Origin of the sequence: Georgenia faecalis, from assembly GCF_003710105.1 — a bacterium.
In the GTDB taxonomy this organism is placed as follows: Bacteria; Actinomycetota; Actinomycetes; order Actinomycetales; family Actinomycetaceae; genus Georgenia_A; species Georgenia_A faecalis.
In genome coordinates this window covers 1,179,031-1,204,336 of sequence record NZ_CP033325.1, presented here as the reverse complement: position 1 = coordinate 1,204,336, position 25,306 = coordinate 1,179,031, and the positions used below count along the sequence as shown (strand labels likewise).

At 74.6% G+C, this 25,306-nt stretch carries 14 protein-coding genes; 6 read left to right on the top strand and 8 right to left on the bottom strand.

The genetic code is table 11. The annotated features are described in order from the left end of the window. Nucleotides 1-43: 43 nt before the first annotated feature. The 3 genes from EBO36_RS05095 (at nt 44) to EBO36_RS05085 (ending at nt 9,575) form a co-directional block, all read left to right on the top strand. The gene (locus tag EBO36_RS05095; protein WP_122823656.1) at nt 44-568 is read left to right on the top strand and encodes a flavin reductase family protein; all 525 of its coding nucleotides are present in this window, start codon (nt 44-46) and stop codon (nt 566-568) included. A gap of 207 nt (nt 569-775) precedes the next feature. Further along, complete coding sequence (locus EBO36_RS05090; RefSeq protein WP_164471352.1) at nt 776-8,527, top strand: polymorphic toxin type 4 domain-containing protein; 7,752 nt, start codon at nt 776-778, stop codon at nt 8,525-8,527. Between the two features lie 82 nt (nt 8,528-8,609). Beyond that, complete coding sequence (locus tag EBO36_RS05085) at nt 8,610-9,575, top strand: MsnO8 family LLM class oxidoreductase (RefSeq protein WP_122825462.1); 966 nt, start codon at nt 8,610-8,612, stop codon at nt 9,573-9,575. 40 nt (nt 9,576-9,615) lie between these two features. On the opposite strand, the gene EBO36_RS05080 is transcribed toward EBO36_RS05085, so the two are convergent. Beyond that, nucleotides 9,616-11,712 (bottom strand): HNH endonuclease signature motif containing protein, encoded by a 2,097-nt coding sequence (locus EBO36_RS05080; RefSeq protein ID WP_122823654.1) that lies wholly within the window; start codon nt 11,710-11,712, stop codon nt 9,616-9,618. Between the two features lie 257 nt (nt 11,713-11,969). Beyond that, nucleotides 11,970-12,452, bottom strand: coding sequence for a VOC family protein (locus EBO36_RS05075; protein ID WP_122823653.1), 483 nt, complete (start codon nt 12,450-12,452; stop codon nt 11,970-11,972). A gap of 104 nt (nt 12,453-12,556) precedes the next feature. Here EBO36_RS05075 and EBO36_RS05070 point away from each other — a divergent pair, with 104 nt between their 5' ends. Beyond that, the gene (locus EBO36_RS05070) at nt 12,557-13,504 is read left to right on the top strand and encodes a helix-turn-helix transcriptional regulator (protein ID WP_122823652.1); all 948 of its coding nucleotides are present in this window, start codon (nt 12,557-12,559) and stop codon (nt 13,502-13,504) included. Between the two features lie 29 nt (nt 13,505-13,533). Here EBO36_RS05070 and EBO36_RS05065 read toward each other — a convergent pair whose 3' ends face one another. Further along, nucleotides 13,534-14,565: an aldose 1-epimerase gene (locus tag EBO36_RS05065; protein ID WP_127572996.1), complete on the bottom strand. Its 1,032-nt coding sequence runs from the start codon at nt 14,563-14,565 to the stop codon at nt 13,534-13,536. 140 nt (nt 14,566-14,705) lie between these two features. Beyond that, nucleotides 14,706-17,663, bottom strand: a complete 2,958-nt coding sequence (gene leuS / locus EBO36_RS05060) for a leucine--tRNA ligase (RefSeq protein ID WP_122825461.1) — start codon at nt 17,661-17,663, stop codon at nt 14,706-14,708. A gap of 311 nt (nt 17,664-17,974) precedes the next feature. Here leuS and EBO36_RS05055 point away from each other — a divergent pair, with 311 nt between their 5' ends. After that, nucleotides 17,975-18,430: a Dps family protein gene (locus EBO36_RS05055; RefSeq protein WP_122823650.1), complete on the top strand. Its 456-nt coding sequence runs from the start codon at nt 17,975-17,977 to the stop codon at nt 18,428-18,430. Nucleotides 18,431-18,433: 3 nt separating this feature from the next. On the opposite strand, the gene EBO36_RS05050 is transcribed toward EBO36_RS05055, so the two are convergent. Continuing rightward, nucleotides 18,434-18,892: a DoxX family protein gene (locus EBO36_RS05050; protein ID WP_122823649.1), complete on the bottom strand. Its 459-nt coding sequence runs from the start codon at nt 18,890-18,892 to the stop codon at nt 18,434-18,436. Nucleotides 18,893-19,053: 161 nt separating this feature from the next. On the opposite strand from EBO36_RS05050, the gene EBO36_RS05045 reads away from it, so the two are divergent. After that, nucleotides 19,054-20,145 (top strand): LacI family DNA-binding transcriptional regulator, encoded by a 1,092-nt coding sequence (locus EBO36_RS05045; protein ID WP_244925361.1) that lies wholly within the window; start codon nt 19,054-19,056, stop codon nt 20,143-20,145. A gap of 5 nt (nt 20,146-20,150) precedes the next feature. On the opposite strand, the gene EBO36_RS05040 is transcribed toward EBO36_RS05045, so the two are convergent. From EBO36_RS05040 to EBO36_RS05030, 3 genes are all read right to left on the bottom strand, one after another. Then, nucleotides 20,151-20,819 carry a DUF4166 domain-containing protein gene (locus EBO36_RS05040; protein ID WP_122823648.1) on the bottom strand — a complete coding sequence of 223 codons (669 nt, stop codon included), beginning with the start codon at nt 20,817-20,819 and terminating at the stop codon, nt 20,151-20,153. After that, on the bottom strand, nt 20,816-21,445 hold the full coding sequence (locus EBO36_RS05035) for an SRPBCC family protein (protein WP_122823647.1): 630 nt from the start codon (nt 21,443-21,445) through the stop codon (nt 20,816-20,818). The genes EBO36_RS05040 and EBO36_RS05035 overlap by 4 nt, the downstream gene beginning before the upstream one ends. 189 nt (nt 21,446-21,634) lie before the next feature. Further along, nucleotides 21,635-25,288, bottom strand: a complete 3,654-nt coding sequence (locus EBO36_RS05030; RefSeq protein ID WP_122823646.1) for a glycoside hydrolase — start codon at nt 25,286-25,288, stop codon at nt 21,635-21,637. Between the last annotated feature and the right edge of the window lie 18 nt (nt 25,289-25,306).

The window sequence follows — 25,306 nt, the reverse complement described above, 5'->3', positions numbered from 1 at the left end:
GTTGTCATAGACAGCTGCAGTCGAAATGGAACGGAGATCGGGCATGAGCGCGGAGCACGTCGCGCCGTTGCCTCCCGGCGCACCCCAGGTGAGCGCCGAGGAGTTCAAGGCGGTCTTCCGCCACCACCCCGCCGGCGTCGCCGTCGTCACCCTGCGGGCCGGCGGGCGTCCTGCCGGCTTCACCGCGACGTCGGTCATCTCCGTCTCGGCCGGGCCCCCGATCCTCGCCTTCTCGCTGGCCGCGACGTCGTCGCTGCGGCCGGCGGTCGAGGCGACAGAGAGCCTGGTCGTCCACTTCCTCGCTGACGACCAACGCGACGTCGCCGCGCGGTTCGCCGCCCGCGGCGTCGACCGGTTCGTCGACGCCGCGTGGGCCCCCTTGCCCACGGGCGAGCCGGTGCTCACCGGCACGACGACGTGGGTCCGGTGCCTCGTCGAGGACCGCATCGCGGTGGGCGACAGCCTCCTCGTCACCGCCCGGGTGGTGGCCACGAGCGGCCCCCCGGAGGGCGAGGCCCTCGTCTACCGCGACCGGACCTACCACCGGCTCGGCGCCGCGCTCGGGTAGCCGCGGGCGGCCCGTGGTGCGGGCTCGGGCGGTCGGGGCCCCGGCGGTCGGGGGCGCGGCGCAGGGAGCTGCGCCCCCGAGCCGTGCACCGCGGCGGCGGGGTGCGACGGGGTGCTCACCCGGCTGCCCTGGCGGGCAGTCCGGACTGCCCGAAAGTGCGGCCCGGCACCCTCGGCGGCGGGGGCATCACGGCCGACAGTGGAAGCCGTGGTCGTTGAGCACATCCCCCGGGAGGCCCCACCGGCGCCGCACCACCCGGCTCCCGAGCCGGTGCGCCCGGCGACGCCGGTCACGGGCCCGGGCGCCCGTGAGCAGTCCCGCCAGGCGATCCTCGCGTGGCAGCAGAGCGCGGGGAACAGCGCGGTCGCCCGAGCGCTCGCCGTGGCGCCGGAGGCGCCCGCACCGGTCGACGGCGCGGCTATCGACAGCGGGTCGGTCGACCGTGGGGTGGCCGACGGCGGGACAGCCGGTCCTGCGTCAGGGCCGGACCGGCCGTCGTCCCCGCGCCTGGCCGACGCCGGCGGGCTGGCCGTAGCCGACACGGGCGGGAGGGACGGGGCTGTCGCGGAGGTCGGGCGCGGCCCGGCGACCGGGGTGGGCGCCGGTGTTGCCGACACGGCCGCGGGCGCCGACGGCAACGGCGCACACCTCGACGCCACCGCACCTCTCGAGCGGGAGGCTGCGGTGCCGGACGCCGCGCCAGCCGTGACCGGCACCCCCTCCCCGGACCTCGCCGGGACGTCGGCTACGGACGCGACCACCAGAACGGGGAGGCCGGCCACCGCCGGGCCCGACGTCGACGACCGCGCGCCCGGTGAGGACGCCGCGCCGGAGGGCGCGACCACCACCGACGGCACCGCCCCGCTCGCCGACCGCGCCCCCGGGCTTGCCGACGGCACCGCCCCGCTGGCGCCACCCGGGGAGCGACGCGTCCGGGCGACCGAGCCCGCAGATGGTGCCGCCGGCGGGGGCGCCGTCGCTACCACCCGCCCGGGCGCCGCCACGGCCGCGCCCGGCGCCCCCGCGAGCGCCGCTGTGCCACCCACTGACCGCGCCGACCTCGTCGAGCCGCCCGCCGAGCTCGTCCGGCCCGAGGTGGAGCGCCCGCCAGCCCCGCCCGCGCCGGCCGCCACACCCATCGGGCCGACCGGGGCCGCGGCCGCGCCGGTCCCTCCCGGGTTCGCCGAGAAGCGTCCCGGCGCTCCGCCCGCTCCGGCACGTCGAGCCGCCGCACCCGGTGCCGGCACTCCCCCGGCCGGCGGACCGCCCGCCCGGTCCGGAGCCGGCGGCCCGGCCCGCACGAGGAGCGCGCCTCCGAGCCTGGATGACCCGACCCTCGACGCGTGGAAGGCGGCCTCCGGCGGCGCCGTCGCCGCCACCACGGCCACTCCGGTGCCCCAGGCGGGCGCCGCCGAGCTCGACGCCAAGGGTGAGGAGATCGACGCGGCGCGCGCGGGCGAGAAGCCGGACTACGCCGTCGACGCCAAGGCGGTCCAGCCCTCGATGCCCGCGGAGCCCGCGAAGGAGGCCACGCTCGACACCGGGCCGGCGGACCAGGCGCTCGCCGCCGTCAAGCAGGCCGGCGAGCAGCGCCTGGCAGACCAGACCTTCTCCCCCGTCGGCACCCCACCGCCGTACCCCACGCTCGACCCGCGCGACTTCGTCCCGGTGACGACGCTCAAGGCGGTCGCCGACCTCGAGGCGAAGCTCGCCGGGAAGGACCTCAGCCCGAAGGAGCGCGCCTCCCTCACCGCGCAGCTGGCGAAGGCCAAGGCGGACGTCGCGGCGATCGAGAAGGCGGCGTCCGAGGGCACGCCGACCCAGCCCCCACCCACCGTCGTCGACCAGGGGCCCGCGTCCCTCGAGCCCCTCCCGCCCGCGCAGGCGGACGTGCTCGGCGATGCGGTGGCGCGCGCGCTGGGGATGGTCGGTCCCAAGGCGACCGCGATCACCGCCCAGGCGGTCGCGCTCATGAAAGGCACCGGCGTCGCACCGGTCATGACGATGGCCCAGGGTGAGGAGCCGACGGTCCGCGCCGAGCTCGAGCGCGAGCTGCAAGGCGTGGCCGAGGCCGCGGGGGTCACCGCCGAGCAGCTCACCGCCAAGGTCGCCGAGCAGAAGGAGCAGGTTGCCGAGGAGACCGCGGCCGGGGAGGCGCAGCTCCAGGTCGCGAGCGTCGGCGCGGCGGCGAAGGTGGAGCAGCGGGCCGGCCAGGAGGCGCGGGAGATCGCGGGCGCGAAGGCCGCCGTCGACGCCGAGAACGCGGCGAAGCGGTCCGCCGTGGAGGGCCCGCCCGACACCGAGGTCATCGAGGCCAAGCGCGAGGAGTACCTCGGCCGCACCACGGAGGTTGCCGCGATGGCGCACGCGGCCGCGCGCGCCGCGGCCCAGCGACGCACCGAGGACCTGGCCAAGGCCGCCGACGACCAGAAGGGCGTCGTCAAGCAGGCCGCGGACGCCCAGGCGGCCGCCATCCGCCGGCACTGGGCGAGCAAGGCGGCGGAGCCGGGCACCGCCGGCACCCCGGGCACCGCCGGCGCGGACCAGGGCACGGTGGAGGCGCGGCCCACCCTCGCGTGGGCGACGACCCGCAGCGCCGGGGTGGACAGCGAGCTCACCCGGCTGCAGGCGGCGGCGACGACGCAGACCGCGGCCATCGACGCCTCGATCGCCACCGCGGCCGACGGCGCCAAGGAGCAGATCCGGGACTGGGCCGCCCGGCAGGAGGGACGCGAGCGCGGGTGGTGGGAGCGCCTGTGGGACTCGATCACCGACTGGTACGACCAGGCCGCCGCGGACAACACCGCGTGGGAGAAGCAGCGCAACGCCGAGACCCGCGACGCCATGGTGGGCGACCTCGCCTCCCTCACCGCGCTCAAGGAGGCGCAGAGCACCGGCAACCGGGAGGCCATGGCCGCCGAGCTGGCCACGCTCGACGGCGAGCAGCGGGCCCTCGCGGCCGCCTACTTCCGCGGCGGGATGAGCAGCATCCAGTTCGTCGCGGAGTCGACGATGAACCGCATCGCCGGCCGGCGCGCCCCCGAGCTGGCCAAGGCGATGGAGGAGCAGGCGGTCGCCACCTGGGGCTGGGAGGACCTCGGCCTCCTCGCCCAGAAGTCCAACCCTGGGTTCTCCCCGCTCGTCCTCGCCAACAAGGTCAAGGGCGGGGTGGAGGGCTGGGGCACGGACGAGGCGCAGGTGTACGGCGGCCTCGGCGGGGCGCGCACCGCCGTCGAGCGGGCGGCGCTGGCCGCCTGCTACCGCGCGACGTTCGGCGTGGCGATGGAGGACGACGTCCGCGGCGACATGGAGGACCACGAGCTGGAGCGGGCCGAGGCCCTCATGGCGGGCAAGGCGGCCGCCGCGGACGCCGCCGCCATCAAGGAGGCGGTCGACGGCGCGGGCACCGACGAGGACGCCATCAAGGCGGCACTGCGCGGCAAGACGCCGGAGGAGATCGAGGCGATCCGCGCCGAGTACCGGCGGGTGTACGGCGTCGAGCTGGCCACAGACCTCGCCGACGACCTCAGCGGGCCCGAGCTCGACACGTCCCTCGCCCTGGCCGCCGGGGACGTCGACGCCGCCGACGCGTCCGAGCTCGAGGAGGCGATGGACGGCGTCGGGACCGACGAGGAGAAGCTCCGCAAGGTGTACGAGCGGATCCGCGAGGAGGAGGAGGCGAGCGCCAAGCGCGAGGGCCTCACCGCCGCCGAGCTCCAGGACCGCATCCGGGCGCGCAACGACCGCGTCAAGGCGAAGTACAACGCCAGGTACGGCGACCTGGACACCACGATGACGGCGGAGCTCGCCGACGTCGACGAGGGGGCGGTCGCGGGCCTCAAGGCGCAGAAGTCGGACCTGGTCGACAACGCCGAGGTCAACCTCATGGCGGCGATGCAGAGCGGGAACCGGGCGCAGATCGACGCCCTGCGAGCGCTCCGCGAGCACGAGGGCGTCTACGCCAGCGACGACGAGCTCGAGAAGATCGCCCGCAACCAGCACAAGCAGGCGGACCTCGACGTCAACCTCGACCTCGCCGCGGAGCAGGCCCGGATCAAGGCGGCGTGGGAGGCCGGGGACCTCACCCCGGAGGAGTTCAAGGCCGCGCAGGCGTCGTGGAAGACGAGGTACGACGCCCGGGACGCCGCCGTCACCGCGAAGTCGCAGGCGAACATGGGCGCGCTCAAGGACGCGTACGCCACCGCGTCCGGCGGGAAGCAGACGTTCGACCAGCTCATCGCGCAGGAGACGTCGGGCTACTCCCAGCTGGAGATCCAGGACCTCGTCGCGGCCGGCGGGGCGCTGAAGCCTGAGGACGAGATCTACTACGCCGTCGCCGGGAGCGGCACAGACGAGGACAAGCTCAAGGAGACGCTCAAGGGCAAGACGCCCGAGCAGATCGCGAAGATCCGCCTCGCGTACGAGGCCAAGCACGGCAAGGGCTCGTTCGACGGCGACATTCTCTCGGACCTGTCCGGGCGCGAGGACCTCGACGTCGGGCACACGCTCGCCTACGGGGACCCGGAGACCTTCGGCAAGCAGCTCGCCGCCGCCAAGACGCCGGAGGAGCGGCAGAAGGTCCTCGACGCCATGCGGACCGTGCTCGCCCAGCGCAAGGCGTTCGAGGAGACCGGCTCCATCGGGTCGCTGTGGGCGGGCACCGGCGACCCCCTCAACAGCGCCGCCCAGATGGAGCAGGCGCTGCGCCGGGCCGAGGAGTACGACGCCGCGCTCGCGAAGGCGGGGCCGGCCACCGCCCTGTCCGAGGCGGAGCTCGACGCCGCCCGCGCGAAGTTCGAGATGAACTTCGCCGGCGCGATGGAGGCGCAGGAGCAGGTCCGCAAGCAGATCGACGCCTACACCGACGTCGCCGCCCAGGTGGGCGCCGTCGTCGTCGGCCTCGCCGTCACGGTCCTCACCGCCGGCGCCGCCGGCCCGGCCGCGCTGGCCGCCGCCGCGGCGTGGGGCGCCGCCGCGTCGGCGGCCGCCTCGATGGCCATCAAGCTCCAGCTCAAGGGCGCCGCGTACTCGTGGGAAGAGGCGGGCGTGGATGTCGCCGTCGGCGTCGTCGACGCCGGGGTGTCGGCGCTCACCGCCGGCATGGGCAAGGGGGTCATGGACGCCCTCGAGAACGCCATCAAGCGGCAGCTCGCCATCCAGGTCGCCAAGGAGGGGGCGGAGGAGCTCAGCGAGTCGGCGTTCCGGGCACTGGTAAAGGAGGCGATGGCCGAGGCCATCGAGAACGGCGTGCAGGGCATGCCGTCCGCGGCGCTCGCCGCGGCCCTGTCCGACGAGACGTGGAAGAGCGGCGACCCGTTCGGGTCGATCGTCAAGGCGACCGGGACCGCCGGGGCCATGGGCGCCGGGATGGGCGCGGGGCTGCACGTCGCGGGCGAGGCGGCGGGCGCCGTGGTCAAGGGGTTGCGGGGCGCGGACGTCCCGGCCGGGCCGGTGGACGCGCCGGCGGGGGCGGTCGACGTCGATGTCCCGGCCGGCGGCGCGCCCGACGTCGACGTCCCGGCCGGCGGCGCGCCCGACGTTGATGTCCCGGCCGGCGGTGGGCCTGCGAGCACGGTCGATGGGCACGGCGGGCTGGCGACGGCCCCCGACCCCGTGGAGCTCGACCTGCCGCCCGAGGCCGACCCGGCCGTCGTCGTCCCCAAGGCCGTCGACGACGCGATGGCGGGACCGGCGGGCCGGGGTGGTCCGGCCGCAGACGGGACGGGTCCGCGGGTGCCTGACGCCGACGCGCCCGCGCCCCGGTCCCCCGCCGGACCCGACGCCGACGCGGAGATCGACCTCGACGACCCGGCGAACGCGCACCTCGTCGAGGACATCGACGGCGTCGACCCCCGGCAGCCGCACGTCGGCGACGACGGCGTCGTCGACCTCGACGACCCGCGCAACCGCTGGATGCTCGAGGACAAGTTCGCCGGGGCGCTCCCGGAGGCGGCAGCGGGTGACGCGGCCGCCGCCCGTGACTTCTTCGAGGGGTTCGTCACGAGCCAGCCCGGGCTGGAGGCGGCGCTGCTGCGTAACCCGGTCACCGGCGAGCACATCGTCGTCCAGGGCGCGCCCGCGTCGGTCGACACCCGCCCGGGTCACGGCGTGTGGGAAGGGCTCATCCCCCCGGAGAAGCTGGGGACCGGTCGGTGGGAGCTGGTCGCGCACAGCCACCCCGTCGACCCCCTCACCGGCGTCACGCCCGACTGGGCCCAGGTGCCGTCGGGGGCCGACGGCGACTTCGCGGTGTCGGTCTACGAGGCGCAGGTCTCCGGGGCGCCCGTCGTCCAGGAGATCCGGATCACCACGGAGTCCGGCCCCGGGGTCACCCGGTACGGCTACGACCCGTCGACGCCCGAGCCGTACTTCATCGACCTCCCCACCCCCGAGGGCGGGCGGGAGATCGTCCAGTTCGCCACGATGGACGACTACCACGACTGGTACAAGGCCCGGTTCGGCGGCGACATGGGGCCGGTCCCCGCGGACTTCCCCGGGGTCAAGCGGGCCGACGCCGCGGCGGGCGGCGCGGCGCCGGGCGGCGCGACCGGCGCGCCAGGCAGCGCGACAGATGCTGCTGGCTCCACGGGACCCGCGCCGAAGACTCCGGGCACCCCCGGCACCCCGACGACGCCCACGCCGGGTCCGACGCCGGGTCCCCCGCCCACGCCGGGTCCGACGCCGGGTCCCCCGCCCACGCCCGCTCCGACCCCCACCCCCGCACCGACGCCCACCCCCGCACCAGCTCCCGGTGGCGCGCCGGGGGCGCTCAGCACTGACCTGGTGGTGGGGCGCCCTGGCATGGCCGCACTCTTCGCAGCGGAGCCGGACCTGCGGGCCAGGCTGGACGCCGCCGTCGCCGCCCTCGACACCGCGGCCGGTGGGCTGGGCCCGCGCGACCGTGCCGCCCTGGCGGCAATGTTCCCCGCGACGAGGCGCAACGGGGGCATCGGAGCGACCAACCTCGCCGGCAAGATCGCCGACCTTGAGCGTCTCGCGGCACAGATCGATGTCCGCCCGGACATGCTCGACGCCCACAGCCAGCGTCGGCGCCTGCAGGCGGCGATGGACCAGGCCCGCCGCGAGCTCGACGCCGCGAACGCAGGCGTGACCTTCGAGGAGCAGGGACGCCCGCTGCTGCCCAGCGCGGAGCTCGACGCGGACACTGCGCGGCTGCGCGAGCTGCTCGCCAACCCGCCGGCGCTGACCGGGGACCCGATCGCCGACCAGCTGGCCATCGAGCGGTGGCGCACCGAGGCGGTCCGCACCGGCGAGCACATCCGGGCACTCGGCGAGAGCCGGTTCGGCGTCGTGCGCAACGAGCAGACCGCGCCGACGGACGCCAACGCCGCCACCGCCCGCGGGCGGCTCGCCGCCCCCTTCGACGTGGCCACGGCCGCGCCGGCGGACCTGCTCGGCGCGACCTTCCACTCGCGGGTGGACGTCGAGACCAGCGGGTGGCTGGGCGACGGCGTCATGCGCCTGGGGAAGGAGGACACCGCCCTGAGCCCGTCCCAGCTGCGGGACCTCGTCACCGACCCGCCGCGCATCGGCGAGCGCTTCGCGGCGATCCTCGGGGACTACCACCGGGCGCACCTCGTCGGGCCCGGCTTCGGCAGCGAGCTTGCCGAGGGCATCGCGCACGCGCCGTCGGCGTTCAACCTCGGTGCCCAGAACAAGGGCATCGAGCGTGCCCTAAGGGCCATGCAGGCGACCGGGCAGGACTTCCAGGTGAGCCAGCGCGCGACCGCCACGCGGTACGTCATCCCGCTGGCCGGCGGGGGCTTCAAACATGTCGACGTCCTGGAGACGGTCGAGTACACCATCCAGCGGTTCGGCTCCTCCGGTGAGCGGCTCGGGCCGCCGTTGCGCGTGGCCTTCGCGATCGCCGGACCGCCCGCGGGGACGATCACCATCGTCCACTCCGACCTGCCGGGGCTCACCGTGGCGGGTTTCTGAGGCGCCGGGCCGCCGGGTCCGGGAAATAGCGCACCCCGCCATGGACGTTGCGCCGGTGATGAGTCCCGACCCTCCGTTCTCCCTGCCGCTCTCGATCCTCGACCGTTCCCGCACCCGCGCCGGGGAGGATCCCGGCGCCGCCCTCCCCGCGACGATCGAGCGGGCGGTGCGCGCCGAGGGACTCGGGTACCACCGGTTCTGGGTGGCGGAGCACCACGCGGTGCCAGGCATCGCCAGCGGTAGCCCGGCCGTCCTCATCGCCGCGGTCGCCGGGCGGACGACCCGGATCCGGGTCGGCTCGGGCGGCGTCATGCTGCCCAACCACCGACCGCTCGTCGTCGCCGAGCAGTTCGCGATGCTCGAAGCACTTCATCCCGGGCGGATCGACCTCGGCGTCGGGCGTTCGCTGGGGTTCACCGCACCGGTGCGCGCCGCGCTCGGAGTGGACGAGTACCCGCCGGAGGCGTTCGGGCGCGACATCGCCGAGCTCCGCGCCTACCTCGAGCGACGCGGGCCGGTCACGGCCATGCCGGCCCTCGATCACACGCCGCCGGTGTTCGTCCTCGCCACCGGCCGCGGGCTCGAGGTCGCCGCCGAGCTGGGGTTGCCCGTGGTGGTCGGGGGGCCGGCACTCCTCGCCGACCCGGGACCGGTCGCCCGGTACCGGCGCGCGTTCCGGCCGAGCGAGGGGTGTCCCGAGCCGTCCGTCGTCCTCAGCCTCGAGGTGATGATCGCCGACACCCGGGAGCGCGCTCGCGACCTGCTCCTCCCGGAGGCGTGGGCGATGGCCGCCTCGCGCACGACCGGTGCCTTCCCGCCGTTGGAGCCGGTCGACGCGGTCCAGGCGCGCGCGCTCACCGAGAAGCAGCGGGGCACCGTCGACGCGTTCGTCGCCGGAGCCGTGTACGGCACTGCGGCGGACGTGGCCGCCGAGCTCCGGCGACGGGTCGAGCGCCTGTCGGCGGACGAGGTGATGGCGTCGACGTCGACGTACGACCGGGAGGAGCTGGCCCGCGCGGACGCGGCGCTCGCCGGCCTGTTCCGCTAGCGGCCGGTGAGCGGTGATGCCGCCGAGCGGTCCCTCGCCCTTAGAACGGCGGCTCGTCGTCGTCCCACGGCACGCCGTGATCCCATGGCGCGCCGTCGTCCGCCTCACTGACCACGTCCGGGCGAGCCGGAACGCGCGGAGCCGCAGGCGTGGCGCCGCGGGTAGGCGTCGCGCCCGGTGCCCACGCCCGCGTCGGCCACGGGTCCGGCGGCAGCGCGGCTCGCTCGCGGAGGGCGGTCGCCGCTCGCGGCGGCAGGAGGGTCACGGTGCCGTCCGCGGAGCGTCGGTAGGCGTGTCCGGTCGGCGTGGTCCACTCGTAGGCGCCACCCGGGAGGTGGCGGACGCTGAAGGCCCCGAGCGTCTTGATCGTGTGGTCGCGGGGGCAGAGTGCCGCGAGGTTGTCCGCGGCGGTCCGCCCGTCCTGGGACCAGGGCGTCGTGTGGTCGAGGTCGCACGCGCGCGCGTCCGTCGAGCAGCCAGGGCGCACGCAGGTGCGGTCCCTTTCGCGGACGTAGGTCGCCAGGTCCGACGGCGGCTGGTACCGGGTGCGTCCGACGTCGAGCACTGCTCCGCTGGACGGGTCTGTGACGAGCCGCTGCCACGTCCCGCCGAGCATCAGGGCGCGGGCGACCTCCGGGCAGACCGGGCCGTACCCCTCGAGCTCGGCCACCTCGGCGACCTGACCGGCGGCGTCGACGTCCACCTCGCCTGCGACGCGCGCGCCGCCCGAGTCATCCGCTCCCCATCCTGCATCCGCAGGCGATGGCCCCGGCGGTGGCGGAAGGGCGACCGCAAGAGGAACGGTGACGCGGACCTGTGTCCGCCCGCCGCCGATCATCCCGAGTCGCATCCGCGGCAACGCCGCACCGCGATGTGGGGGCAGGGACTCGCTGGCGCCTGTGCCGGTGTCGTCCCCCGGCTCGGGGCTACCTGAGCCGGGAGGACCAGTCCGGCTGGGCAAGCCCGCCTGGGCCTCGTCGGGCTCGGCCAGGCCGGGGCAGGCCGCGCCGCCGTCAGGCGCAGCGGGGGGCCGCCGCGCGTCGTCCCGCTCGCGAACGGGCCGGCGAGGCGCCGCGTCTGGCGGGGGTGGCCCGACGTACCCGAGCTCGAGGGCGGCAGCGCCCATGAGCGACAGTGTGTCGGCGCGGAGCTGGTCCAGAGTGCGGGTGTCTCCGGCGTTCTTCGCGGCACGCGCCGCCGCTTCCAGCGCGAGGTCGAGGCCCACCGCGTCCCCGGCGGGCAGGACCGCGTAGATCGACGCCATCCCGTCGGGCAGCGGCCTCGGGTGGTTGACGCGGCGCTCACGCCGTGCGGCGATGTGCCGGGCGTCGGCCTCGTCCGGATCCACGGTGAGCAGGGCCTTGGCCAGGTCCCGCACCAGCTGCGCGTGGGTTCGCAGGCCTGCACCCGGCAGGACCTCCTGCTCGACGGCCCAGGCCACCGGGCCGGGGTGCCGGATGAGCGTGGTGACGATGATGTCCGCCTTGCGCGAGTCGATCGCCCCGGTCCTCAGCGCCTCGCCGGTCTGCGTCAACGCCCGGCGGAACGCCCGCCCGGACGTGACGATCTGCCGGGCCGCCGACCGCGACATCCCCAGCCGTGGGGCGAGCTCGTCCCCGGCGACGCACTCCTTCACGAGACGACCGTGGGAGTCGACCGGCCAGTGCGGGTTGAGCGCCGGCCGCTCCGCCAGTTCGGCCGCCGTCGCGGCGACCTCGGCCGCCGACCACGCCTCGAGCCGCCGGTACGCCGCGACCACCTCGACGAGCTCGTACTCGTTCAGGGCCGCGCGGTCGAGCTGGTCGAGGAAGCGGGCGAGCGCTGGGCCGGGTGCCATCGCGGACAGCGTCTCGACGAGGTCGGCGCGGTCCTGGTTCTCGCGCACCACCGCCCGGAGCTCAGGGCTCAACGGCCGCAGCGGCGCGCCGTCGTCGTCCTCCTCGGGGACCACCGGCCCGGACTGACGCCGCTCAGGACACTCGGGGTCCAGCTCCGCCAGGACGAGGGCGTTAAGACGTGCGAGCTCCGCGGCGTCGAGGCCGGCGACGACGGCGATCTCCTCCGCGCAGGGACCCTCCCACCACGCGCAGCGGCACGGCTGGATCCCCGTCCCGGTCACCGCGAGCGTCTCGGCCATGACCCCAGCCTAGGAAGGCGGTCTGACATCGAACCGACGCGGAATGCCGCCTGTGCACAGGCACGATCCGCCGAGTCCAAGGTGCTGCGCGCGACGGTGGAGGGGTACCGGAAAGAGGCCGTTGGCGCCTCACCACGGGGCGGTCGAGGGGCACCGGGAAGAGGCCGTTGGCGCCTCACCACCGGGCGGTCGAGGGGCACCGGAAAGAGGCCGTTGGCGCCTTCACGGGCGCGCGCCCCTCCGGCCGCGCCCCTGCGTCACCCCCTCGGTCGCGCTGCCTGAACCTCGAGGTAGTGCGGGTTGTTCATCACGCCGAGCACGTTGCCGAACGGGTCGACGAAGGACGCCGTGACGAACCCGGCCTCTCGGGCGATGACGGGCTCGTACTCCGTCGCCCCCATCGCCCTCAGCTTCGCGACGGTGGCATCGAGGTCGTCGACGTGCCAGAACACGACCGCGCCACCCGGGGCCACCGGCCCACCGCCCGGAGCCACCGGCCCACCGCCCGGAGCCACCGACGCACCGCCGGGACCACCGGACGCACGGCCGGGCGCGTATCGCCGGTCGATGATGCCGAGCTCGTCCTCGTCGTCACCGACCCGGAACTCGAGGTACGCCGGCTCGGCAGGCGGCGGCGGGAAGGCGTAGTACGGCTCCACGCCCAGCAGCTCGGTATACCAGTCGCGCGCCGCGGCAAGGTCGTCGGCGTAGAAGCTCACAGTGGCGAACCCTCGAAACATCGGGACTCCTCAGCGCTCAGGGCGGCGTCGTCCGCCGCGGTCCTTCCGATACTGCGGGGTCAAAGTGCTCACGCACTGAGCACTTTCTGGAGGAGCATCGCCCCATGCGTGCGGATCGGCTCGTCGCCACCCTCCTCCTCATCCAGGCGCGCGGGCGGGTGACGGCCGCGGAGGTGGCCGCCGAGCTCGAGGTGTCCCTGGCCACCGCACGACGCGACCTCGAGGCGCTCTCGACCGCCGGGGTCCCCGTCTACTCGCAGCCGGGTCGCGGCGGCGGGTGGTCCCTCGTCGGGGGCGCCCGCACCGACCTCACCGGCCTCACCTCGGCCGAGGCGCGGGCCCTGTTCCTCGCCGCCGGCCCGGCGACGGCGCTCGCCCCGGACCTCCGCTCGGCGCTCCAGAAGCTGGTGCAGGCCCTGCCGGAGACGTTCCGGGCGGACGCGCGGGCGGCAGCGGACACCGTCGTCGTCGACGCCGCCCCGTGGGGCACCGACGCCCAGGCACGTCCCGGCGTCGTCGAGGTGCTGCAGGACGCGGTGGTCCGACGGCGCAAGGTCGTGCTCGAGTACGAGAACCGCGCTCACCGGCGCACGGAGCGCGTGCTCGACGCGTGGGGGCTCGTCGACAAGGCGGGCGCCTGGTACCTCGTCGCGGGCACGGCTGACGGCCCGCGGACGTTCCGCGTCGACCGGATCATCGGTGCCACCATCACCGACGAACCGTCCGACCGCCCGACCGACCTCGAGCTCACGCGCGAGTGGGGGCGCGTGGTCGACGAGGTGGAGCAGCGCCGGTCCCTCGTCAGCGCCACCGTGCGCACCACGCCGCGCGTACTCGCGGTCCTGCGCCGCCAGTTCGGCCGGAACTGCGAGGTGCTGGACACGGCCGACGACGGACGCGTCACCGTCCGACTGCGGGCGCACCTGCCCGTTTCCCTCGCGGAGCAGCTCGCCGGGTGGGGCGCCGCCGTCGAGGTTGTCGAGCCCGAGTCCGTCCGGGCGCACCTCGCCCGGCTGGGTGCGGAGCTCGTGGCGCAGTACGGGCGCGGCTGACGGAGGGACCAGGAGGTCCTCGCCCGTGGCTAGCGCCCTTCGCGCCCGCCGGGCCGGTACTCCACGCTCGCCCGCAGGCGCCGCGTCGCACCCGGAGCCAGGGGCAGCGCAGCGGCGCAGTCGGGGCGGTTGAACGCGTTGGTCATGAGGCCGACCGGCTCCATGGCCAGCGACTGACGCTGCCGCTCCGAGAGGGTGTCGCCGGTGTAGACGTGCATGACGTGGGCCTCGCGCCCGTCCTGGCGCACCTCGAGCTCGTCGCCGCTCGACGTCGACCGCGCCACCGTCCGGACGTCGTCGGTCTCGGGGAGGACAAAGGCGACGTCGAGCTCCTCGGTGCCGATCGGGCGCCACGCGGCCACCCCGTCCGGGACGACGGCGTAGGCGGCGTCCCCGTCGAGCGGGTAGTTCTCGCGTGCCACGATCCGCAGCCGGCCGGGCACGGTGAGCTCGAGCCCGTCGACGACGTCGTGCCCCGGCAGGCGGAAGTACGGGTGCCAGCCCAGCGACACCGGCGCGTCCGAGGCGCCGACGTTCGTGGCCGCCAGGTCGAAGCCGAGGGTGCGGGCCCCGAGCGTGTAGGTGACGCGCACGTCGACCGGGAAGGGATAGCCCGGCTGGTCCCGGATCGTCGTCGTGAGGGTGAGCGTGGCCGCGCCGGCCCCGTCCGACGCGCCGTCCGACGGCTCGTCCGACGCCCCGTCCGACGCCGGGTCCGGCTCCTCGACGTCCCACCGCGCCCGCCGCACGAGCCCGTGGATGACCTCGTCCTCGCCCTCGCGCAGGCCGGGGCGCAGGTCGTAGTCGACGCCGTCGAACCGGTACGTGCCGCCCATGATCCGGTTGGAGAACGGCGCCATCACGGCGAACGCGGCCGACTCGTTGACCTCGAGCTCCTCGGCGGAGCGGTAGCTCTCGGCGAGCTCGACCCGCCCGCCGTCCGGTCCGGGCACCGACCAGCTGAGCACCGTCGCGCCCACGGCGGCGACCTCGAGCCGCGCGCCGTCGTGCTCAAGCACCACGGTCGGGATACCGCCCATCGTCACGTCTGCGTGCGTCACGCTCGGTCCTCCCTCGTCACCGGCCGGTGCGGGCCAGCCTAGTGGCCGCCCCCGACAGCGCACGGGGCGGGCGCGAGCCGGACCGGCTCGTGCCCCGCCCCCGACCGCGAGCCGGACCGGCCCGCGCCCCTCCCCGACCGCTAGGCCGGCACGATGTTGACGAGCCGCGGCGCGCGCACGATGACCGTCCGCACCCCCCGCTCGCCCAGCGCCCGCTGGACGCCGGCGGTGGCCAGCGCACGCTCGCGCAGCTCGTCCTCGCCGATCGAGACCGGCACCTGCAGTCGGTCGCGCACCTTGCCCGCGACCTGCACCACGCAGGTGACCTCCTCCTCGACGAGGAGCGAGGCGTCCGCCGTCGGGAACGGCTCGTGGGAGAGCGACCCGGTGTGGCCCAGCCGGCCCCACAGCTCCTCCGCGATGTGCGGGGCCACCGGCGCCGTCATGAGGACGAGCGGCTCGACGGCCTCGCGCGGCACCTCGGGCAGCGCCGTGAGGTGGTTGTTGAGGACGATGAGGCGCGCGATCGCCGTGTTGACGCGCATCGCCGCCATCTCGGTCTCCACCTCGACGACGGTCCGCGCGACGATCCGGCGGGTCTCGGCGTCGGCGGGGGCGTCGGAGACCGTCGTCTCCCCCGTCGTCTCGTCGACGACGTTGCGCCACAGCCGCTGGAGGAACCGCTGCGCGCCGACGACGGCGCGGGTGTCCCAGGGCCGCGACACGTCGAGCGGCCCCATGCTCATCTCGTACACGCGGAACGTGTCGGCGCCGTAGGCGTCGTACATGTCGTCCGGCGTGACGATGTTCTTCAGCGACTTGCCCATCTTCCCGTACTCGCGGAAGACCTCGGTGCCCTGCCAGCGGTACGTGACCTCGCCGCTGCCGTCGGCGGCGGGCACCTCCTCCACCTCGTCCGCGGGCACGTACTGGCCGCGCGCGTCAGCGAAGGCGTACGCCTGGATGTAGCCCTGGTTGAACAGGCGGTGGAACGGCTCGACGCTGGAGACGTGGCCCAGGTCGTACAGGGCCTTGTGCCAGAACCGCGCGTAGAGCAGGTGGAGCACGGCGTGCTCGACGCCGCCGACGTACAGGTCGGCCCCGCCCGCGGTGTTCGGGTGGCCGGCGCCGTCGTTCTCCGCCGGACGCGGACCCATCCAGTACCGCTCGATCTCGGGGTCGACGACGGCGCGGTCGTTGGTCGGGTCGACGTAGCGCAGCTCGTACCAGCACGACCCGGCCCAGTTCGGCATGGTGTTGGTGTCGCGGTAGTAGGTCTGCTCGCCGTCGCCGAGGTCGAGGCGCACCTCGACCCACTCGGGGACGCGGCCCAGCGGCGGCTCCGGGGAGGAGGTCGCGTCGTCGGGGTCGAACGTGCGCGGCGAGTAGTCCGGCACCTCCGGCAGGTCGACGGGCAGCATCTCCTCGGGCAGCGCGTGCACGCGGCCCTCGGCGTCGTAGACCATGGGGAACGGCTCGCCCCAGTACCGCTGGCGGGAGAACAGCCAGTCCCGCAGCCGGTACGTGGTGGTGCCATGGCCGTGGCCCTTCGTCTCGAGCCAGGCGATGATCGCCGTCTTGGCCTCGTCGACGCTCATCCCGTCGAGGGAGATCTCCTCGTTGGCGGAGCCGATGACGGCGCCCTCGCCGGTGTAGGCCGCGCCCTCGAAGCCCTCGGGCGGCTGGACCGTGTAGACCACGGGCAGGTCGAAGGCGGTGGCGAACTCGTAGTCGCGCTGGTCGCCGCCGGGCACCGCCATGATCGCGCCGGTGCCGTAGCCCATGAGGACGTAGTCGGCGACGAACACGGGGATCGCCGCGCCGTTGACCGGGTTGGTCGCGAGGATGCCGGTGAAGACGCCGGACTTGGCCCGGCCCTCCTCCTGCCGCTCGGCGTCGGTCTTCGCCGCCGCCTGCGCGCGGTAGGCCGCGACCGCCTCGACCGGCGTGGCGTACCCGCCGGTCCACGCGTCCTTGGTGCCCTCGGGCCACACGGAGGGGACGGCGTCGTCGAGGATCATGTGCTCGGGCGCGACCACCATGAAGGTGGCACCGAAGAGCGTGTCGGGGCGCGTGGTGAACACCTCGAGGCCGACGTCGGCGGTGCCGCCCGTCGCCTCGCCGGCGCTCACCCGGGTCTCGACGGCGAACCGCACCTGGGCGCCGGAGGACCGGCCGATCCAGTTGCGCTGCATGATCTTGACCTTCTCGGGCCAGTCGATCCGGTCGAGGTCGTCGACGAGGCGGTCCGCGTACGCGGTGATCCGCATCATCCACTGGCGCAGACTGCGCTTGAAGACCGGGTAGTTGCCGCGCTCGGAGCGGCCGTCCGCGGTCACCTCCTCGTTCGCCAGCACCGTGCCCAGCCCCGGGCACCAGTTGACGGGGGCCTCGGAGACATAGGCCAGGCGGTGCTCGTCGAGGATCGCGGCGCGCTCGGCGGCGGACAGGTCCGCCCACGGCGTGCCCGACGGCGTCTCGCGCGTGCCGTCGGCCAGCTCGGCCTCCAGCTCGGCGATGGGACGCGCACGCCCGCGGCCGCCGTCGGGGCGCTCCGCCTCGGGGTCGTAGAACGCGTGGTACATCTGCAGGAAGATCCACTGGGTCCAGCGGACGTACCCCGGGTCCGTCGTGGCGAACGAGCGGCGCTCGTCGTGGGCCAGCCCCAGCCGCCGCAGCTGGCGACGCATGTTGGTGATGTTCTGCTCGGTGGTGATCCGCGGGTGCTGGCCGGTCTGGACGGCGTACTGCTCCGCGGGCAGGCCGAAGGCGTCGTAGGCCAGGGCGTGCAGGACGTTCTTGCCCTTCATCCGCTGGTAGCGCCCGACGACGTCAGTGGCGATGTAGCCCAGCGGGTGCCCGACGTGCAGGCCCTTGCCCGAGGGGTAGGGGAACATGTCGAGGACGTAGAACTTCTCGTCCGGGACCGCGCCGTCGGCCGGGGCGAGGTCGCCCACCGGGTTGGGCGCGTGGAACGTGCCGCGCTCGGCCCAGCGCTCCTGCCAGCGCTCCTCGATCTCGGCGGCGAGCGCCGCGGTGTACCGGAAGCGGGGCTCCTCGGGTCCGCCGCGCGGCGTCGTCGCGGCCTGGGGGGTCATGCTGTCGCTGGTCATCGCTCGTCCTCGCGTGGGTGCTGGGTGGCTCCGGACATAAGAAAACCTCCCCGCAGGGGAGGTTCGCCGCGCTGCTGCGACGCCGCTGTGGCGTCCGCTGAAGTCAGCGCGGCCAGATAAGGAGCACCCGGGCCGTCATGGGTGCCAGGGTAGCGCAGCGGCCGACGCCGGGGCGGGCGGGGGCCCTCGCCCGCCGGGTGCGAGCTGCTCCTCGGGCGACGCCCGCCACCGGCCCCTACCGTGGACCTCGCCCGCACCAGCGCGACGCCGCCCCGGCGGCGTGGAGGGAGACCACCATGGCAGCGACGCCGCCCGAGGCCGTCACCCGCAGCCTGCAGGAAGCACTCGTCGACCTCGTCGACCTGTCCCTGCTCGGCAAGCAGGCCCACTGGAACATCCACGGCACCCACTTCCGGTCGGTGCACCTCCAGCTCGACGACGTCATCGACCAGGTGCGCCTCGCCTCCGACGACATCGCCGAACGCCTCGCGACGATCGGCGGCACCCCGGACGGGCGCGCCTCCACCGTCGCCGCGACGTCGCAGGTGGAGGGCCTGCCGGGCGGGAAGCTCGCCGTCGACAAGGTGATCCGGCAGTTCGAGGAGCGGCTCCAAGGCGCCGCCGACCGCATTCGGGCCAACCTCCCCGCGGTGGAGTCGGAAGACCCGCTGAGCCACGACATGCTCGTCGCGGCCGCGACCGACCTCGAGAAGCAGGCGTGGATGTTCCGCGCCTCGCACGACGAGGCGTAGGCGCTAGCGGCGCCGGCTGGCCCCTGTGGCGGCGCCGCGCGCCCGGCGACGGGCGGCCCACGCGCCGGTCGACCACAGCGCCCAGACGACGAGCAGCGGCTGGAAGAGCAGCCGGATCCCGCGGGCGGCGTCGGAGTCGAGGCCGAAGGCGTCGGTGCGGGTGAGGAACTGGGAGATGTTGCCCGGGAAGATGAGGACGAAGAACGCGGCAACGACCCAGCCGACCCGCACCTTGTGCCGGCGCGCCAGCACGAGCGCCGCGCCGAGGGCGAACTCCACGAACGTCGAGTAGTAGACGACCTTGTCCCGCGCGGGGAAGAACGGCGGCACCTGCGCGAGGAACTCGTCGGGGCGGGTGAGGTGGCCGACCCCGCCGGTGATGAGCACCGCGGCCAGTCCCCACCGGCCGAGGGTCCGAGGGACGGATGTCGGAGCGCGCTCGGCCACATCCTGGTGGGTCATCGTCGGAACGTAACACCGGGCCTGGGGCCGCGCGCCCGGGCGTGTCCCGGACGACGGTCGGGCAGATCCCTCCGTCAGGCACCGGCGCCGGTATGGTGACGTAAACATCGCCCCGCTCGGTGGGGCGGCACCCATTCGGTACAGCGACACGGAGATCCGGTGTGACGGAGGACCTCGGCACGGCGCAGCGGCGCGTCGACCCGACCACGACGGCCTCATCGGCACCGACGGCGACGGGCCGTGTGCGCTCCCCCGCCTCGATCGTCGACGTCGCCGCCCTGGCCGGAGTCTCCGCGCAGACCGTCTCGCGCGTGTCCACGGGGTACGCGGGGGTGCGCGCCGCGACCCGCGAGCGCGTCCTCGCCGCCATGGACACCCTCGGTTACGTGCCCAACTCCGCCGCGCGGGCGCTGAAGTTCGGGAGCTTCCGCACCATCGGCGTCGTCGCCCACCAGCTCGCCCGCACGGGTGAGAGCCGCACGGTCGAGGCCGTCGTCGAGGCGGCGCGTCAGGAGGGCTACGGCGTCACCCTCGTCGAGGTCCGCAACCCGTCGACCGAGGACGTCACCGACGCCGTCGCCGGCCTGGCCGCCATGGCCATCGATGGCCTCGTCATCATCCGCGCGGAGGCGGTCGGCCCGGACACGCTGGTCCTGCCGCCCCACATCCCCGTGGTCGTCTCCGACTCCCGCTTCGTCGGGCACCTGCCGGCCGTGGCGACCGACCAGGCCTCCGGCACCCGCCAGGCGGTCGAGCACCTGCTCGGCCTCGGCCACACCAGCGTCAGCCACGTCGCCGGCCCGGCCGGCTCCCGCCCCGGCACCGAGCGGCTCGAGGCGTGGGCCGCGACGCTGCGGGCCGCCGGGCATCCCGTCCCGGCGCCCTACCGCGGCGACTGGACCGCCCGGTCCGGGTACACCGTCGGCGACCAGGTGGCCGACGACGTCGCCGCCGGCCGGGTCAGCGCGGTCTTCTGCGCCAACGACCAGATGGCGCTCGGCCTCATGCGCGCGCTCTACGAGCACGGGCTCCGCGTGCCCGACGACGTCTCCGTCGTCGGGTTCGACGACATCCCGGAGTCCGCCTACTTCTGGCCCCCGCTGACCTCCGTCGCCCAGGACTTCCACCGCGTCGGCGAGCGCCTCGTCAGCCTGCTGTTCGAGCAGATCCGGGGCGGCGCCCGACCCGACACGCACGTCCTCGTGCCCGTCGAGCTCAAGGTCCGGCAGAGCACCGCTCCCCCGCGCGCCTGAGGCCCTCAGGTGCGGCGCTCGTGCCGTCGCGGCTTGAGCCGGTCGGGGGCGTCGTCGGCGGGCACCCACTCGCAGGTGAACCAGCCGCGGTAGCCGAAGAGGAACCCGAAGCGCTCGTTGCTCACCTCGAGGTCCACCCGGAAGACGCCGGCGTCGTCGTCGAACCACTCCCGCAGGAGCGCGCGGCCGCTGAAGAGCATGGGGAACGAGAACCCCACCGGGCCCTCGTAGAAGCGCTGCGCGTCGGTGGTGAGGACGAGGCCGCCGTCGTCCCCCACGCGCAGGTCGAGGTCGACGGCGAGGTGCTGGTGGGTGCCGAGGTAGTCGATGACCCGCCCGGCGTCGAGCACCATCGTCGCGTCGAAACGACGCCGGTGGCGGCCGAGGTCGTACTCGCGCACGAAGGTCACCGTCTCGCGGCCCAGCGGGTCGCGGTACGGGTAGTTCTCGATCTGGAACGGAACATCGGTCCCGACGTCGGGGATGAGGATGTTCCGGAGGCGCCCGATCTGGAGGAAGGGCACCGTCCACCAGGGCCCGCGGCGGATCGAGGTCATCACGCCGCGGCCCACGCACGCCTGCCCCGCGTCGAGCCCCACGCTGAACCGGCGCTGCAGCATGGGGTGCAGCCGGGCGAAGTCGGGCCCCATCGCCTCGGCGAAGATCGAGCTCATGGTGGTCCCTCCGGTGCCGGCAGTGTGGCGAGCGTGGCCGGCGCATCCCGCAGGTGGTCGTCCCGGCGCCGGCCGTGCGCGGGGGCGCGCCGGCAGCGGGACGCCCGGGGGCGCTCCGGCCGCCAGAACCAGGCGACGCTGCGCAGCGGCCAGCGTTCGGGCGGCTCGTCCCGCTCGGCCCAGATGCGCAGGCGGTCGAAGCTCCACGCCGTCGCCCACCCCAGCGCCGGGCGGGCGATCCGGTCGACGACGGGGCCCCAGCCCGGGGCGTAGTCGTAGCCGGTGACGAACCGGACGGCGCCGCCGTCGGGCACGTACCGCCAGTACCCGCGCCCGGACCGGATGGGCGAGAGCCGGTCGCCGGTGGAGAACCGCAGCGCGGACGTGCGCGTGCCGTCGGGGCGGGTCGTCTCGCCGATGCTCACGCCGTCGCCCGCGACGGTCCGCAGCGGCGTGCGGCGGGTGTACGTGAACCGGGTGGCGCCGCTCGCCGTCGGCGTCGTGGGGATGATGCGCGTGAAGCGCAGGTCCCAGCGCACATGCTCGTCGGGCGCCTGGGTGAGTGCCCAGACCCGCTCCATCGGCGCCGCGATGGTGGTCTCGACGTAGATGCCCCGGTTCCCCACGGCGCCAGGCTAGGGCGTTCGGCAGCGGGGTGCGGCCAGTTTGACGACATGTGTAGCGCGCGATGTGGCGTAGACCTGCGGCCAGCGTTTCTGCACGATCACGAGGGGGGGGGAGGCGGCCACGGGCACGAGGGCAGGCCGGTGGCCCGGGGCGTGCGCCCCGGGCCACCGGCCGTCCTCAGTCGGCGCTCACCCGCAGGTGCGCGCCGCGTACGCGGCGGTGACCTCGGCCTCGCCGAGGCCGTCCGCGGTCGCCGTCGCGGTCACCTCGCCGCCGGGCACCGAGGCCGCGCGCGTGCTGAAGGTCAGCGACGTCGCCCGCTCCGCGGCCACGGTCACGGTCCGGGACCCGTACGCACCCGAGACCTCGACCTCCACCGGGACGGCGGACTCGTTCGCCACCCGCACCGTCTGGACGACCCGGCCGACGACGCACCGTGTGTCCGCCACGACAGAGACGTCCGGGCCGGCCGCGAGCGTCATGGTGACCGTGTACGACCGGGTCGTGACGCCGTCGGCGGCCGTGACGACGATCGTCGCGGTGCCGTCGCCGTCGCCCGCCTGTTCGACGGTGACCGTCGCGGCCTCGTCCACCGGCAGCGCCGTGATGGTCGGGTACACCGAGCCGACGACGCTCACCTCGTAGTCGAGGACGTCCGGGGAGAAGCCCTCGAGCGGCACGCCGTCGAGGCGCAGAGCGCCGAGCTCGGCCACCGTGGAGGCCCCCGCGACGAGCGCCTCGATCTCCACCTCCGCCACGGTCATGTACCCGTTGGCCCGGGCGTTCATGACCACGCGCAGGCCGGTCGCGTCCTCGATCCCGCCGAGGTCCGCGGTGACGACGGGCGCCGTGCCACCGGGGGGCGAGACCACCGCGACCGGGGACTCGTAGCCGGGCACCGCGGTCCACGTGCCGGCGACGGTGCGGTACTCGAACCGCAGGGTCTCCGGCCACGAGCCGGCGCCGTCACGGTAGAAGTGCACCGTCACCTCGTCGAGGTCCTCCGGCGCGGCGAACGCGTACGTGAGGGTGTCGCTCGGATTCCTCGTGCCCGAGCGCCAGTTCGACCACGCCTTGTCGTTCGTCACGCCGTTGCGGGTGCCCTCGATGCTGTACCCGCCCTCCGTGTACGTGGCCGAGGCCGTCGTCGTGGGCAGCGGCGCGATGTTCGTCGGGACGCCGGTGGTGACGATGACGGACAGCGTCGCCGCGAGCGGCTCGGCCCCCGGCTCGTTGGACGTCGCGGTGCCGGTGACCGTGATGACGCCGACCTCGTCGAGCGCCGCGTCGGTGAGGCCGTCCCAGTCCCACTCGACGGGGACGTCGAAGGTGAGCGCCGAGGCCCCGACGCGGGCCGGGACCGTCTCCGGGGCGGCGGCGATGACGGCCGCCGCGGAGGACCCCTCGCGCACCGTGAGCGAGACGGGGTCGGTGAGGGTGTACGACCCGACGACGACCCGTGCCGTGGCGGCGACCTCGTTGCCGAAGACGTCGACGGCGGTCCCGCTCACGACGACCTCACCCGGGGTGGCCCAGGTGGAGCCCGGGAGCGTCTCCCACGTGACGGGTGTCGGGGCGCCCTCGCCCCACGGGTAGGTGGGGACGACGACGCCGGGCAGCGTGGGGGCGACGCCGACGGGGGTGCTCACGGCGACCTCCCGGGCCCCGGTGGCCTCCGTGCTGCGGATCGTCCACGCCTGGTTCGCGCCCCCGTTGGAGCCGTAGACCCCGACGGCGGTGCCGTCGGCGCTGGACTGGCCGGCGACGTCGAGGGAGAGGCTCAGCGCCTCGTTGACCCAGGAGTAGGTCCTCCCGTTCGTGGTGTTGAGGATCCACACGGTCTGGGGGTTGCCCGCGGCGGCCTCGACGCTGATGTCGCGCAGGTCCGTCCCCGCTGCCGTCGCGCCGAGGACCTCGCCGTCGGCGGTCTCGAGCACGTAGCGCTTGGTCCCCACACGCTCGGCGCCGGGCACCTCGTGGACGGTCCACACCTGGTCGTGGACCGCCTGGGCGGTCGTGCCCAGGGTCGTGATGGTGGCACCGGGCCCGGCGGCGGTGAGCGCCTTGCCGCTCTGCACTCCGGCGAACTGGTAGTCCCCGCCGTCCACGAGGACGTCCTCGGCAACGCCGCTGACGCCGTCGATGACGATGGAGCTCACCGACTGCGCGGGCAGGGTGAGGGTGAGCGAGGCCGCGTCGACGTCGACCGCGACGGGCTCGCTCGGCACGAGGCCGTTCGCCGTCGGGTCGTCCTCCGGGGACTCGGTGGTGACGTAGGCCGTGGCGGTCGCCCCGGCCTCGATGGTGGCGAAGCCGGAGAGGTCGACCGTGACCGTCTGGTCCTCGGTGCGGGGGTTGGCGTGCACCAGCGTGAGTCCCGTGCCGTCGACAGCGGCGGTGGTGGCCGGGGAGTCCGTCGCGATGATCTGGTCGCCGGGGTTAAGGAACTTCGTGTAGTTGCGCATGACGTTGAACTTCGACCCGACGACCGTGGAGCACTCCTCCACCTGGGTGCTGTCCCCGCCGGCGTCGGCGACGCGGCGCGCGGACTTGAACACCTGGGTGCCGCCCTCGTCGTACCACTCGCAGTCGAAGTCGAGGAAGACCGAGCCCCAGTTGAGGTCCTCCCCCGTCGGCTCCATGTTGTACAGGTCCTCGACGGGCTGCCAGAGCACCCACGCGTTGGACTCGAGCTCGCGCAGGTCCGCGGTGATGCGCTCGGCCAGGCCGAGGCCGTTCTCGATCGCGGACGGGTCGAAGCCGTCGACCCAGCTGCCCTCGACCTCGCTCATCCACAGCGGCTTGTCCGCGGACTTGGCGAGGTCGCGCACGACGAGCCGCCCGCCCGTGCCGTAGGTGTGGACGTTCATCTGCTCGACGGCGTCACGCGCGTCCTGGGGGTAGGCCGCCCAGTTCGTCGCGAAGATCCCGGGGTTCGTCTCGTCCATGGCCGAGATGACGGCGTCGGTCGTCGTCGCGTCGTCGGCGAGGCGTGCCGCCAGGGAGCGGACCACGGCCACCTGGCGCTGAGGGCCGACGTGCATGCCCTCCTGCCGCCCGCCCACGGGCACGCCGTCGCGCAGCGTCGTCGACCAGTAGTTCGTGTTGGGCTCGTTGAACGGGTCGATGGTGGCGACGTCGATCCCGTAGGTGTCCTCGAGGTGCTCCGAGACGGTCGTGAGGTAAGCGGTGAAGTCGTCGATGGCGTCCGGGCGCAGGTTCTCCGCGTTCCCGTCGCTGATGCCGCCGGAGACGTACCCGCTCACCGTCATGAAGTACGGCGCGGAGTTGGCGAACGTCTCCCAGTGGGTGATCTGCTCGTCCTCGGTGAGCTGCTCGACCCACCAGCGCTGCGTGGCGTCGGCGTCCCAGTCGTAGTGGGCCGGGTTGTCCGGGTCCCACGCGTCGAGGATCGCCTCGCGGTTCGCGTACGTGGTGGGCGCGCCGTAGGTCGCGTCGGTGAGGTCCGCGGCCCAGTAGCCCTCGACCGCCCCGCCGGGGCGCAGGTAGTCGACGACGTCGGAGGCGTGGCCGCCGCCGATGTTGTACCGGGCGATGTTGAGGTCCATGCCCTCCTCGCCGAAGACGCGCTGGTACAGCTCGTCGCGCAGCTCGTCCGGGTAGTCGCCGGTGGCGTTGGCGAACCACACCAGGCTCGTGCCCCAGCCCTGGAACGGGTCGGAGGCGTACCACGGGTTGGGGGTGATGGTGAGGTCGCTCGCCGGGGTGGCGGCCTGGCTCGGTGGGGCGGCACCGACGGACGCGGCGAGCACGGCACCGGCCACGAGGGCAGGTGCCGCGACGGCCGCGACCGACCGTCTCAGGAATGACGACGTCGTCATGGTGGGACCTTTCGTCGG

Excerpts from the sequence above, each read along its gene's own strand:
- EBO36_RS05095 (WP_122823656.1), top strand. The coding sequence starts at position 44 with ATGAGCGCGGAGCACGTCGCGCCGTTGCCTCCCGGCGCACCCCAGGTG.
- EBO36_RS05080 (WP_122823654.1), bottom strand. The coding sequence starts at position 11,712 with ATGGCCGAGACGCTCGCGGTGACCGGGACGGGGATCCAGCCGTGCCGC.
- EBO36_RS05075 (WP_122823653.1), bottom strand. The coding sequence starts at position 12,452 with ATGTTTCGAGGGTTCGCCACTGTGAGCTTCTACGCCGACGACCTTGCC.
- EBO36_RS05070 (WP_122823652.1), top strand. The coding sequence starts at position 12,557 with ATGCGTGCGGATCGGCTCGTCGCCACCCTCCTCCTCATCCAGGCGCGC.
- leuS (WP_122825461.1), bottom strand. The coding sequence starts at position 17,663 with ATGACCCCCCAGGCCGCGACGACGCCGCGCGGCGGACCCGAGGAGCCC.
- EBO36_RS05055 (WP_122823650.1), top strand. The coding sequence starts at position 17,975 with ATGGCAGCGACGCCGCCCGAGGCCGTCACCCGCAGCCTGCAGGAAGCA.
- EBO36_RS05050 (WP_122823649.1), bottom strand. The coding sequence starts at position 18,892 with ATGACCCACCAGGATGTGGCCGAGCGCGCTCCGACATCCGTCCCTCGG.
- EBO36_RS05040 (WP_122823648.1), bottom strand. The coding sequence starts at position 20,819 with ATGAGCTCGATCTTCGCCGAGGCGATGGGGCCCGACTTCGCCCGGCTG.
- EBO36_RS05030 (WP_122823646.1), bottom strand. The coding sequence starts at position 25,288 with ATGACGACGTCGTCATTCCTGAGACGGTCGGTCGCGGCCGTCGCGGCA.